Origin of the sequence: Wenjunlia vitaminophila DSM 41686 (genome assembly GCF_000380165.1) — a bacterium.
GTDB classification, from domain to species: Bacteria; Actinomycetota; Actinomycetes; order Streptomycetales; family Streptomycetaceae; genus Wenjunlia; species Wenjunlia vitaminophila.
On the sequence record NZ_KB904660.1, the window covers coordinates 1 to 13,350 of the forward strand.

Genomic DNA, 13,350 nt, shown 5'->3' on the forward strand with positions numbered 1-13,350 from the left:
GGACGATCCCGACAACGCAGCGAGCGTGCGTGCCAGGCGTCACGACCCAGGCGGGATTTATCAGACAGGCCCTAGGCCAGTTGCACCCCCTGCACGGACGATCCTCACGCGACACGGGGCCCACCGCCGGACAGTCACCGTCGTCTTCCGGGAGACTCCCGGCCACCGAGAGGCCCCGGGGAAAGGACGTCATGTCGGACATCTCCTCCACCCGCGCGGTGACACCGCGGCCGCGGTCCTCGCCCACCGGCGCACCGGGCACCGACCTGCTGGACGCCGTCCTCCCCCTGGTGACCCGCTGGCTGCCGCGGCAACGGTGGTTCGCCGGAAAGGGCCGGCCCATCACCGGGCTCGGCGTGCTGGCGGCCACCGAACTCGCCGACCCCCGGGGCGGCGGTCCCGGGCTGCTGCACCTGCTGCTACGGGTGGAACAACCGGGACCGGCCGGGGCAGCCGCGGACGGTGACTGCTACCAGATGCTGCTCGGCACCCGGGCGCAGGCCCCGGCCGTGCTCGCCGACTCCCTGCTGGGCCGGATCGAGGGCGGTCGGCACGACGGCCTCGTCGTCCTCGACGCGCTGCACGACCCCCAGCTCGCCGCGCTGCTGTTGACCCTGCTGAGCCGGGGCGGACCCGTGGACGCCCTGCGATTCCACCGGCGCCCGGGCGCCGACGTCCCCACCCACCTGCCCGCCAGGGTCGGCACCGCCGAGCAGTCCAACACCTCGGTGGTCTACGGCGACGCGCTGATCCTGAAGGTCTTCCGCCGGATCAGCGCCGGCACCAACCCGGACCTCGAGCTGTCGCTCGCGCTCGCCGAGGCCGGCAGCGCGCGGGTGCCCACCCCGCTCGCCTGGTTCGACACCCCCTGGCCCGGTGCCGTGGGGCCCGCGGGACCGGTGGCCACCCTGGGGCTCCTCCAGCGCTACCTGCCCGGCGCCGCCGACGGTTGGGAACTGGCCCTTTCCTCGGTTCCGGCCCAGGACTTCACCGCGGAGTCGTTCCTGCTCGGCGCGGCCACCGCGGAGGTGCACACGGTGCTGGCCAGGACCCTGCCCCGGGTGACCCTGGACGCTCCGTTGATCGACCAGCTCGCCGGTGAGATGGCCCAGCGGCTGGACGCCGCCGCCGCGGCGGTGCCCGCGCTCACCCCCTACCGTTCGGCCCTGCGCTCCGCCTTCGCCGACCTCGCCGACCTCGGCCGCCGGGGCCGGGTGCTCACCGCCCAGCGCATCCACGGCGACCTGCACCTCGGCCAGGCGCTGCGGACCCCCGAGGGCTGGGTGCTGCTGGACTTCGAGGGCGAGCCGGCACGCCCGCTGGAGGAACGCCGCCGTCCACAGCCCGCGGTCCGGGACGTCGCCGCCATGCTGCGCTCGTTCGACTACGCGGCCCGGCACCACGGCGCCGGGGCGCACGCCGACGTCTGGGCGGAGCACAACCGGTCGGCGTTCTGCGCCGGGTACGCGGCCGTCGGTGACCAGGACCCCCACACCGAGGACGTGCTGCTGCGGGCGTTCGAGACCGACAAGGCGGTGTACGAGGTGCTGTACGAGGCCAGGCACCGTCCTTCCTGGCTGCCGATCCCGATGTCGGCCGTCCACCGCCTGGCCACCCCGTCCTCCTGAGCCGCGCGCCCGCCGCGGTCCGCGACAGCAGTCCCCAGCCACCGAGGAGTGTGCGAAGTGACCCCGCGCCAGCCAACCGATCCACCCGTCGCCCGCACGCCGTCGCCCGGCGACACCCGCCGCCGTCCGGCGGGGCCCGCCCCAGGCACCGCCGTCTCCCCGGGGCCCGCCGTCTCCCCGGGTCCCGCCGTCTCCCCGGGTCCCGCCGTTCCCCCGGCCCTGCGCGGCGCCGCCTGGTCCGGCGGCCACCCGGGGCCGGGTCCCGCCGGGTCGGGCCAGGCCGCCGCACCGCCCCCCGCCCGCCCGGCCCCGCGTCCCGCGTCCCGTCCCAACCCGCCCGCCCCGCGCCGACCGGCGGCGCGGACCCGGCTCAAGCGTCCCGCCGCCGCGCCGCTGGCCGACGACGAACTGGACGCCCTGCTGGACGGCCGCCACCACGACCCGCACGCCCTGCTCGGAGCCCACCACGTCCGGGGCGGCCTCGCGATCCGCGTCCTGCGCCCGTACGCGCAGGCGGTCTGCCTGGCGGCCCCCGGGCTCCGGGTGGACCTGGTCGAACAGCGCGACGGCCTGTTCACCGCCCAACTCCCGTTGCCCGAGGTCCCCGACTACCACCTGCTGGTCACCTACGACGGCCAGGAGCACACGCTGGGGGACCCCTACCGCTTCCTGCCCACCCTGGGCGAACTCGATCTCCACCTGATCAGTGAGGGCCGGCACGAGCGGCTCTGGGAGGCCCTCGGGGCGCACGTCACCACTGTTGACCAGGTCACCGGCACCCGGTTCACCGTGTGGGCCCCCAACGCCCGCGGGGTGCGGCTGGCCGGGGACTTCAACCACTGGAACGGCACGGGACACGCCATGCGCTCCCTTGGCGCGTCCGGGGTGTGGGAGCTGTTCGTCCCGGGTCTCGGCCCGGGCACCCGCTACAAGTACGAGGTCATCGGCCCCGACGGGACCCGCTCGCTCAGGGCCGACCCGATGGCCCGGGCCACCGAGTGCCCTCCGGCGACGGCGTCGGTGGTGACCGCGTCCATGCACGTCTGGTCCGACCAGGAGTGGATGCGCCGCCGCGCGGAGCGACCGGCGCACGCCTCGCCGTTCTCGGTGTACGAGGTGCACCTGCCGTCCTGGCGGCCCGGGCTGACCTACCGGCAGCTCGCCGAGCAGCTCCCGGACTACGTGGCGGACCTGGGGTTCACCCACGTGGAGCTGATGCCGATCGCCGAGCACCCGTTCGGAGGCTCCTGGGGGTACCAGGTGTCGTCGTACTACGCGCCGACGGCCCGGCTGGGCGGCCCCGACGACTTCCGGTACCTGGTGGACCGGCTGCACCAGGCCGGGATCGGCGTGATCATGGACTGGGTCCCGGCGCACTTCCCCAAGGACGACTGGGCGTTGGCCCACTTCGACGGCACCCGCCTGTACGAGCACCAGGACCCGGTCGTGGCCGAGCACCCGGACTGGGGCACCCTGGTGTTCGACCACGGCCGCAACGAGGTCCGCAACTTCCTGGTCGCCAACGCCGTCTACTGGTGCGAGGAGTTCCACATCGACGGCCTGCGGGTGGACGCGGTGGCCTCGATGCTCTACCTGGACTACTCGCGGCCGTACGGCCAGTGGCGGCCGAACGCGCACGGGGGCCGGGAGAACCTGGACGCGGTGGCGTTCCTCCAGGAGACCAACGCGACCGTCTACCGGCGCTGCCCCGGAGTGGTCACCATCGCCGAGGAGTCCACCGCCTGGGACGGCGTGACCCGGGCCACCCACCACACCGGGAGCAACGGCCTCGGCGGGCTCGGCTTCGGACTGAAGTGGAACATGGGCTGGATGCACGACTCCCTGCAGTACCTGTCCAGGGACCCGGTGCACCGCAGGCACCACCACCACGAGATGACCTTCTCCATGGTGTACGCCTACTCGGAGAACTACTGCCTGCCGATCTCGCACGACGAGGTGGTGCACGGCAAGCGGGCGCTGGTCAGCAAGGCTCCGGGCGACTGGTGGCAGCGGCGCGCCACCGCCCGCGCCTACCTGGGCTTCATGTGGGCCCACCCGGGCAAGAAGCTGCTCTTCATGGGCCAGGAGTTCGCCCAGGGCGGGGAGTGGTCCCACGACCGCGGACCCGACTGGTGGCTGCTCGACCCCGACTACGGTGCCGAGGCCGACCACCGGGGCGTGCGTGACCTGGTCCGGGAGCTGAACCGGCTCTACCGGGCGAACCCGGCGCTGTGGGCCCTTGACTCCTCACCCGAGGGGTTCGCCTGGATCGACGCGGACGCCGCCGAGGACAACACCTTCTCGTTCGTCCGCCGCGCCGGGGACGGCCCCCCGCTGCTGTGCCTGAGCAACTTCTCCCCGGTGGTGCGCCACGACTACCGGATCGGCGTCCCCGACCAGCCGGGGGACACCCCGGGCAGGTGGCGCGAGGTGCTCAACACCGACCGACTGGTGTACGGGGGCAGTGGGGTCACCAACCCGGAGCCCCTGGTCACCGCGGCACTGCCGGCACACGGCCGGCCGGCCAGCATCAGCCTGACCGTGCCGCCGCTAGCCACGGTGTGGCTGTCCCCGGGGTGAGACCAGCGGGACCACCGCGCCGGCGCGGTGGTCCCGAGGTCGGTTCGGGTCCCGGGCCCGGGACCCCTCCGCGGGGGCGTCAGGACACCCTGCTCCCGACGTTCACGGCGGCCCAGGTGTTGGCGACGGTGTTGTACGTGGCGCTGCCGAGGCCGAACAGCTCGGTGGCGGCGTCCAGGGTCGCCTTGCGGGCACCCGCGTAGTTGGTGGTGGACTGCATGTACTTGGTCAGGGCGAGGTACCAGATCTTCTCGGCGTTCTGCCGGCCGATGCCCGGCACCGGCAGCCCGTCGTAGGTCGGGCTGTTGTAGGTGACGCCGTTGACCGTCTTGGTGCCGCTGCCCTCGGACAGCAGGTAGAAGAAGTGGTTGGCCACACCGGACGAGTAGTGTACGTCGATGTTGCCGATCCCGGAGTACCAGTAGTCCTTGGACGAGCCGTCCTTGGACGGCTGGTCCATGTACCGCAGCGGCTTGCCGGTGCCGTAGATGTCGATCTTCTCGCCGACCAGGTAGTCGCCCTTGTCCGAGGGGTTGTTCGCCCAGAACTCCACCGCGGCGGCGAAGATGTCGCTGGTGCCCTCGTTGAGTCCGCCGGACTCGCCGGAGTAGACGAGCCTGGCGGTGTTCGAGGTGACGCCGTGGGTCATCTCGTGGGCCGCGACGTCGATCGAGGTGAGCGGCTTGCGGTTGTTCTGGCCGTCGCCGTAGGTCATGCAGAAGCAACTGTCCTGCCAGAACGCGTTGACGTAGTTGGTGTAGTAGTGGGTGCGGGAGTAGGCGCCGACCCCGTCGTTGCGGATGCCGTTGCGGCCGTGCACGGTCTTGTAGTAGTCCCAGGTGAGCTGGGCGCCGTAGTGGGCGTCCACGCCGGCGGTCTGCGGGTCGGTGTAGGTGCCGTTGCCCCAGACGTCGTCGGCGTCGGTGAACAGCGTGCCGGTGCCGCTGGTGCCACCGTTGAGGTTGTAGGTCTTGTGCCCGCCGCGGCTGGTGTCGTTCATCTGGTAGCTGCCGGACGTGCCGATGGTGACCGTGCCGCTGTACATGCTGTTGCCGGTGCCGTTCATGACGGCCTGGTAGGAGTACAGCTCCGCGCCGGTGCGGGCGTCACTGATCACGTGCAGCTCGTTCGGGGTGCCGTCGTGCTGCAGGCCTCCCACGACGCTCTCCCAGGCGAGGGTCGGGGTGCCGGAACCGGCCCAGACGACCAGGCGGGGGGTGCCGGTGATCGCGGCCTTGGTGACGTCGTCGGCCTTGGCCTTGGCGACGGCGGCGGCCGAGGCGCGGCTGGCGGGCACCGTGGCCTGGGTGGAGGGCACCGTGATGGTGGCCCTGGTCGCCCAGGTGGTGCTGGCGATGTCGCCGTCTGCGCCCTGGTGCACGGTGAGGTCGCCGCCCAGCACGGGCAGCCCGGCGAAGGTCCGTTCGTACCGGGTGTGGACGCTGCCGTCCTGGTCCTTGATGACCTCGGTGGGCAGCAGCCTCTCCTGTGAGCCGAGGCCGATCGCGGCCGCGGTCTCGGCCCGGGCGTTGGCCGCGGCCTGCAACAGCGCACCGCGCTCGGTGGGGGAGAGCTTGACCGGCATCTTGCCGGACCTGGCCTGTTCGATCACCTTCTGGCTGGCGGACGGGTCGGCGTTGGCGCCGGCGGGCCCGGAGGAGAGGCCCACGGCGAGCATGGTGCCGACGGCCACCAGGGCGCCGGTGGTGACTGCCTTGCTGGAACGCGAGGAACGTGTCACTGGTGACTCAGCTCCTTCTGCACCGGCCGCGTGGTGACGGCCGTATGAGGAACCGGTCGACGGGGTTGTGCCGACCGGACAGAGCGAGCGCCACCTGCCGGGCGGGGACCCTCGGGGAGGGGAGGAGGCCGGGGCAGGGGGCGGTGAGTGCGAGCGTCGTGCGGCGGCGAGCGGTGGTGCCGCCGCGCCGGACGAGCGAGGTAAGAGTGCCACGCCATCCGCCGTTCTGTCAGGGGCGCGTCAACTTTTTGGCGGGGTCTCGTCCCTGCCCCCGCCCTGCAGCAGGCCCCCGCGGGTGCTTCTTCGCAGGTCCCGACCCCACCCGCCCGAGCGTGCGAGCCTCCACGGGCGGGTGCGGCATGGCGGGTAACCATCGGGACGGCCGTGTGCGCCCCGCGTGGGCCGAAGCGCCGGCCCGGCCCCGCGGGTTGCGGGACCGGGCCGGGACGCGGCGGTGCGGGGGGCCTACTGCTCGGCGGTCCACTCCGCCCACGACATGTTCCAGCCGTTGAGGCCGTTGTCCGGGGACACGATCTTGTCCTCGGAGTTGACCACCTCGACCACGTCGCCGATCAGCGAGTTGTTGAAGAACCAGGAGGCGTCGGTGGTCGGGTCCGAGCCGCCCCTCCGGTCGAACAGGCCGACACAGCCGTGGCTGACGTTCTCCGAGCCGAAGATGGACTTCGCCTTCCAGTAGTTGCCGTGGATGAACGTCCCGGAGGTGGTCAGCCGCATGGCGTGCGGCACGTCCTTGATGTCGTACTCGCCACCGAAGCCGACGGTGGCCCCGTCCATCCGGGTCACCTGGAGCTTCTCGGTGATCACCATCTTGCCGTTGTAGGTGGTGGTGGCGGGTGCGCCGGCGGTGATCGGGATGGTCTTCAGCAGCTTGCCGTCCCGGGTGACCGTCATCGTCTTCTTGGTGGCGTCGACCACGCTCACCTGGTTGCGGCCGACGGTGAAGCTGACGTCCTTGGACTGGGTGCCGTAGATGCCGTCGGCGCCCTCGACGCCCTTCAGCCGCAGCTTGAGCGTCACCTTGGTCCCGGCGGCCCAGTACTTCTCCGGACGGAAGTCCAACCGCTGGTTGCCGAACCAGTGACCCTCCACCGGGACCGACGGGTTGGCGGTGACCTGGACGGCCTCCTCCACCTCGGCCCGGTTGGTGATCGGCTGGTTGAAGTTGAGTGACACCTCCATGCCGGCCCCGACCGTCTGGCCGTTCTCCGGGGTGAAGTAGCCGATGAAGGTGTCCTTCGGGACCACGGTGGTGAAGGTGGAGTGCTTGGCGGACTCACGGCCCTCGGAGTCCTCGGCGACGGCGTCCACCACGTACTTGGTCCCCGTGCCCAGGTGCTCGGACGGCTCCCAGCTCATGCCGTCCTTGGATATCTCCCCCGGGACCTCGCCGCCCTTGTCGTCGGTGACCTTGACGCTGGTGAGCTTGCCCTTCTGCGCGGTCACCTTGAGCACGCCGTTGGTGGCCACGTCGTCGGCGTTGTTCTCCGGGGCGACGGTCACCACGGCCTTGGAGGCGGCGGTGTCACGCTCCTTGACCTTGTCCGAGCCGACGCTGTTGCTCTTCTGGTCGCCGCCGTCCTTGCCGCCGCCGCCGTCGTCGTCGCCCCCGCACGCGGGGACCAGCAGCAACATCGCGGCGAGACCCAGGGCCGCCAGGCCCTGCCGCCTCCGACCGCCTCTCCGGCCGGTTCGCGACCACCCCGCCTGTATCGGCTTCACCCTGTCTCCCCTCGCGGCCCTCCGGAGGGAACGCCAACGGGCGCCCCCAGTCGCCGGCCGACATCACGCTGATCCCCAGTTCGGACGCAGCCGCGTTGAGACCCCCTGTGCGCCCGGCACCGATTAGATAACCACACCGGATGACCGATATCGGCCTCTCATTTGTCACTGTTCGGTCCCAGAACGAGCGTCCCGCGGGCGGGTGGGGGGCGGTGGGCGCGCTTCCGCCGCCGCGGGGTCCCGTCCCGGCGTTCCGGTCGCTCGGGGAGTCGGACGTGCCGGGGGCCGGCAAGCAGAGATGATCACCTCCGACCGCAAAGTTCTGGCCAAAGGTCCGAGGTGTAGTCCATAAATAATCAGGATCTGCCGCAAGCACGGGTCGATGTCCGCATTGCAGAGTTCCGCACGGTTGGTATCGGCCACCCGCCGGGCTCCGAGGGGGAGGGGGAGAACGTGACGCTCGACGCTCTGGGACTCACCGGCGAGGAGACGCACATCTACACCGAGCTGGTGCGCTTCGGTTCCTGCGAGGTGGAGCGGCTGCCCGCACTGCTCGGGCTGGAACCCGGGCGGATCGACCAGGCGCTGCACGTGCTGGCGGACCAGGGCCTGGTCACCCTCGAGGGGCGCGAGACACCGACGGTGATCGCCTCACCCCCGGACATCGCCGGAGAGGTCCTGCTGCTGCGCCGGATGCAGGAGTTGCTCGCCGCCAGGGCGAAGATGGCGCGGCTGACCGACGAGTACCGGTCGAGGGCCCTGGAGCCGCGGGTCAAACGCGTGCCGGTGCAGTACACCCCGGGCGTCGCCATACCGCAGTTCGTCGACCAGGTGCAGCGCAGGGCGCGGCGCGAGGTGCTCATCTTCGACGCCCCGCCCTACGTGCTGCCGCTGAACGAGCGCGAGTGGGAGCAGCTCGCCGCGGGGGTGAGCTACCGGTCGGTGTACAGCCGGGAGTCGGTGGAGCGCCCGGGCGGGCTGGCACTGATCAGCCGCTACATCGAGGCCGGGGAGGAGGCCAGGGTGGCCTCCCGCCTCCCGCTGAAAATGATGATCGTGGACCGGGAGTTGGGGGTGCTCGCGACCCCGGGGGGTGACGGCTCGGAGCCGGGCGGCGTGGTGATGGTGCACACCAGCTCGCTGCTCGACGGCCTGATCGACCTCTTCGAACGGGTCTGGGCCGAGGCGCTGCCGCTCGGTCTGCCCGGCGAGGAGGAGAGCGCCGCGGCGGCGGAACTGGACCCGGTGGAGGTGCAGGTCCTCACGCTGCTGCTCAGCGGGCTCACCGACGAGGTGATCGCCCGCCAGCTCGGGATGGGCCGCAGGACCGTGCTGCGCCGGGTCAGGAGCCTGATGGACCGCGCGGGCGTGGCCACCCGGGTGCAGCTCGGCTGGTACGCGGCCCGGCGTGACTGGATCGAGCTGGCCCGTCGGGGCCCCTCCCAGCCCCCGTCCGGAGGGAGTGCCGCGGAGGAGGTGGGCGCCAGAACCCGCCTCGAGCCCGACACGTCGAACGGCTAGGGCGCGGGGGAGGGGTTTGGCCTTTACGTGTCCCTGGCACGAATGCGCCGCGACAGGGGCGTGAACAGTGGTGGCGGCCGGCAGTAGCGTGCCGAACGAGCGCCGAAAGTTCCCGTACATGACAGACAAAGCGTGTTTCGTCCTACCCGGAATCGGCGCAGGTCTCCCACTCCCCCCGAAACGAGGAGAACACGTGCGTAGTTACTCGCGCGGAAGGTTCAGAAAGCGCCTGCTGGCCGTCGGGTCAGCAGTGGCCGTCGGCGCCTCGCTCCCAGGACTCGCCGGTACCGCCGGCGCCCAGGCCGCGCCCTCGGCCACCGTCGAAACGACGCCCGTGGTCCAGTCGCCGTCCACGGCCAGCTCCGCCCAGGTCACGCTGGTGACCGGCGACGTCGTCACGGTGACCACCCAGGCCGGTGGCGAGCAGGCGGTGGACATCCAGCCGGCGAAGGGCACGGCGAAGACGTTCCAGACGCTCACCGATCCCGACGGTGACGTGTACGTCATCCCGTCCGACGCCGTCGAGGGCCTCGCCGCCCAGTCGCTGGACCGGCGTCTGTTCAACGTGACCCAACTGATCAGGGACGGCCACGGCGACGCCGAGAGCGACCAGCTCCCGGTGATCGTCTCCTATGGGGACGCCCCGTCGAGGGCGACCCTGAACAAGCGGGTGGACGCCCTGCCCGCCAGCGAGCGCGGCGCGGTGACGGACCGCCTCGACCTGGCCGGCGTCCGGATCGAGAAGAGCGCGGCGCAGTCCTTCTGGCGGTCCGCCAAGCCGGTTGCCACCAAGGGGGACGGGGCCCGCGCGAGCGCGGCGTCGAGCAGCCGGGTGACGAAGATCTGGTACGACGCCCCGGTGCGGGTGACCCTGGACAAGAGCGTCCCGCAGATATCCGCGCCCAAGGCGTGGGAGGCCGGCTACGACGGCAAGGGCACCAAGGTCGCCGTCCTGGACACCGGCGCCGACACCAACCACCCCGACATCAAGGACCGCATCGTCGGGTCCGCCAGCTTCGTGCCCGGCGAGGAGGTGGCCGACGGGCACGGACACGGCACCCACGTCGCGTCCACCATCGCCGGCACCGGGGCGGCCTCCGGCGGCAAGTACAAGGGCGTCGCGCCCGCCGCCGACCTGCTCGTCGGCAAGGTGCTCAGCAACGGGGGAACCGGTGACGCCTCCGGCATCCTCGCCGGCATGGAATGGGCGGTCAACCAGGACGCCGACGTCGTCAGCATGAGCCTGGGCGCACCGGCCTACGGCAGCGGCGACATCCTGTCCGAGGCGGTGGACCAGCTCAGCGCCCAGAGCGACACCCTGTTCGTGATCGCGGCCGGCAACGACGGCCCGAACGAGTTCAGCCTGGGCAGCCCGGGGATCGCCGACTCCGCCCTCACCGTCGGCGCGGTGACCAAGTCCGACGTGCTGGCGTCCTTCTCCAGCCGCGGTCCGCGCCTCGACGACTTCGCCATCAAGCCGGACATCACCGCGCCCGGCGTGGGCATCGTCGCCGCCCGGGCCAGCGGCACCGCCATGGGCACCCCGGTGGACCAGAGCTACACCTCGGCGAACGGCACCTCCATGGCGACCCCGCACGTCGCCGGGGCCGCGGCCATCCTCGCCCAGCGGCACCCCGACTGGGACGGTGAGCGGATCAAGGCCGCGCTGACCAGCCACTCGGTTGCCTCGCCGGACTACACCCCGTACGAGCAGGGCAACGGCCGGGTGGACGTCGCCGCCGCCCTCAGCCCGGAGCTGGAGCTGACCGGCACCGCGGACTTCGGCCTGGTGCCGTGGTCGAAGGACACCGCTGAGAAGCTCACCCGCACCCTGACCCTCACCAACAGCAGCGGGACCGACACCACCGCGACCCTCTCCACCGACCTTCCCGACACCCTCCCCGAGGGCGCGGTGACCCTCTCCGCGACCGAGGTCGCCATCCCGGCCGGTGGCAGCGTCGAGGTGCAGGTCACCCTCGACCCCAACGGTGTGCCCACGAACCAGCGGTACACCGGCACCATCACCGCGACCACCGCGACGGGCGCCACCGCGCACACCGCGTTCGGCTACGTCCAGGACACCGAGCGGTACGACCTGACCATCGACCTCAAGGGACGCAACGGCAAGGCCCCGTACCAGGCCGTCTTCTTCGTGATGGGGCTCGACAACGACTCGTTCAACACCGGCATGCTGGCGGGCGAGGACTCCCTGACGGTCCGGGTCCCCCCGGGGAAGTACGGCATCGCCGGTTCGCTCGCCACCACCGGCGAGGGCAAGGCCACCGTCGTGGCGGCCCAGGACCTGTTCCAGATCCCCGAGGTCGAGGTGCGTGACCAGGCCCGCGACGTCACCGTGGACGCCAGCGAGGCCCGCGACATCACCATGGAGGTCGAGGGCCTGGACCGCCCGGTGGAGGACAACGTGTTGTCCTACATCGCGACCCGGGTCAGGGAGGACCGCATGCAGGCCTCCGCCGGCCTCGCCAGTGGCGCGACCTGGAGCGACACGCGGTACGGGTCCATCCCCTGGGACGCGCCAGCCACCGGCGAGGCGCGGGGCACGTTCTTCCACGGGGTGCGGGAGCCGCTGGTGCGCGCCACCGTCACCCGGCCGGACGAACTGGCCCTGGACACCAAGGTGTCCCCGTACGGCTTCCGCTTCACCGGGAAGAAGCAGTACGACCTCGTCGACGTGGGTGACGGCTCCGCCGAGCAGATCGCCGGCAAGGACCTCACCGGCAAGGCCGCCGTGGTGCACAAGGACGCGGTGACCGAGGCCGGCTACCTGCTGGCCTCCCTGAAGGAGGCCGGGGCGGCGGCGGTCATCGTGGTCCCCAACGACGACTCCTCGCAGCAGTTCGTGGTCAGGGGGGAGATCCCCAGTGTCGCCGTCAGTTACCAGGACGGGCGGGCACTGGCCGAGCGGCTGGCCAAGGGCCGCACCACGGTGACGCTCCAGGGCGTGCGGAACTCCCGGTACGCGTACTCCGGCCAGTGGGACCACAGCGGCGCCATGCAGGCCGGCCCCACCCTGAACCTGCGCGCCGACGAGATCGCCAAGGTCACCAACAGGCTGCACAGTGACGGCACGTACCGCGTCGGCTTCCACACCATCAACTCCTGGGGCGCCCAGCCCATCACCTCGTACCGTGCGGCTGAGATCAGCGAGCTGGGCCACGAGCGGGTCGAGTACCTGCGGACCGCGCCGGGCCTGCGCTACACGCAGTCGGTCGGGCAGAGCCTGGACGTCATGGGCGAGATGCGCGAGGCCACCCTCCACAGCTACCGGGCGGGCAAGGCCTACCGGGAGGACTGGTACGGGACGCCCATGCACCCGTCCAACGCCTCCGCCTTCAGCTGCAACTACTGCCGCACCGAGCGCTACACGGTCCTCGGGGCGCTTCCCGGCGGCGACAGCGACCCCGACCACTTCCTCGCCTGGGGTCGGACGCAGCGCATGACCTACTACCGCAACGGCGAACTGATCACCGATCCCGGCAACCTGATGGTGAAGGAGAAGGCCCAGTACCGGTTCGTCCAGGAGACCAGCCGGCCCAGGGACGTCCCCGGCCTGGTGCTCGCCCCGACGACGCGCACCGAGTTCACCTTCACCTCGGCCCAGCCGACCACGGAGAGCACCGGCTACTGCCAGGACCTGTTCCCCGGCACCACCCACTGCGAGCCGCTGCCGGTGGTCCTGCTGGACTACGACATGAAGGCGGACCTGCTCAACGAGGTGGGGGCGGGATCGCCCTACTCCTTCACGGTGAACGCCTCCCGGGCCAAGGGCTGGACCGGCTCCACCGCGATGGCCGGTGCCAAGGTGTCGATCAGCACCGACGACGGCGCCACCTGGACGCCGGTGAAGGTCGGTCGCGTGGACGGGGACTCCTTCCGCGCCTCCTACCGCAACCCCGGGGCCGACAAGAAGTTCGTGTCGGTCAAGGTCGAGGTCTGGGACGGTGACGGCAACCGCACCGAGCAGACCATCGTCAAGGCCTACGGCCTGAGGTAACACCGCGGCAGCGGGCTCGGGTCGGACCGCGGCCCGCCGTCCGACCCCGCGCCCCCAGCCCGGTGGGGCGGGCCGGTTCCCCCGGCCCGCCCCACCGCCGTTTCCCGTACCCGCTCGCCGGGCCG

Annotated in this window: 6 protein-coding genes; 4 read left to right on the forward strand and 2 right to left on the reverse strand. The window is 71.7% G+C overall.

The window, feature by feature from the left end; genetic code table 11:
- Positions 1-191 precede the first annotated feature (191 nt).
- Both A3IG_RS0110060 and glgB read left to right on the forward strand, forming a co-directional pair.
- Complete coding sequence (locus tag A3IG_RS0110060; protein WP_018383434.1) at positions 192-1,628, forward strand: maltokinase N-terminal cap-like domain-containing protein; 1,437 nt, start codon at positions 192-194, stop codon at positions 1,626-1,628.
- A 57-nt stretch (positions 1,629-1,685) separates the two neighbouring features.
- Positions 1,686-4,208 carry a 1,4-alpha-glucan branching enzyme gene (gene glgB / locus A3IG_RS0110065; protein ID WP_018383435.1) on the forward strand — a complete coding sequence of 841 codons (2,523 nt, stop codon included), beginning with the start codon at positions 1,686-1,688 and terminating at the stop codon, positions 4,206-4,208.
- A 79-nt stretch (positions 4,209-4,287) separates the two neighbouring features.
- Here glgB and A3IG_RS0110070 read toward each other — a convergent pair whose 3' ends face one another.
- Both A3IG_RS0110070 and A3IG_RS0110075 read right to left on the reverse strand, forming a co-directional pair.
- Positions 4,288-5,886 carry a M4 family metallopeptidase gene (locus A3IG_RS0110070; protein WP_078500259.1) on the reverse strand — a complete coding sequence of 533 codons (1,599 nt, stop codon included), beginning with the start codon at positions 5,884-5,886 and terminating at the stop codon, positions 4,288-4,290.
- A 528-nt stretch (positions 5,887-6,414) separates the two neighbouring features.
- Positions 6,415-7,602: a L,D-transpeptidase gene (locus tag A3IG_RS0110075; RefSeq protein WP_018383437.1), complete on the reverse strand. Its 1,188-nt coding sequence runs from the start codon at positions 7,600-7,602 to the stop codon at positions 6,415-6,417.
- A gap of 540 nt (positions 7,603-8,142) precedes the next feature.
- On the opposite strand from A3IG_RS0110075, the gene A3IG_RS29225 reads away from it, so the two are divergent.
- Positions 8,143-9,210: a helix-turn-helix transcriptional regulator gene (locus A3IG_RS29225; RefSeq protein ID WP_018383438.1), complete on the forward strand. Its 1,068-nt coding sequence runs from the start codon at positions 8,143-8,145 to the stop codon at positions 9,208-9,210.
- Between the two features lie 193 nt (positions 9,211-9,403).
- The gene (locus tag A3IG_RS0110085; RefSeq protein WP_078500247.1) at positions 9,404-13,225 is read left to right on the forward strand and encodes a S8 family peptidase; all 3,822 of its coding nucleotides are present in this window, start codon (positions 9,404-9,406) and stop codon (positions 13,223-13,225) included.
- Positions 13,226-13,350: the final 125 nt, after the last annotated feature.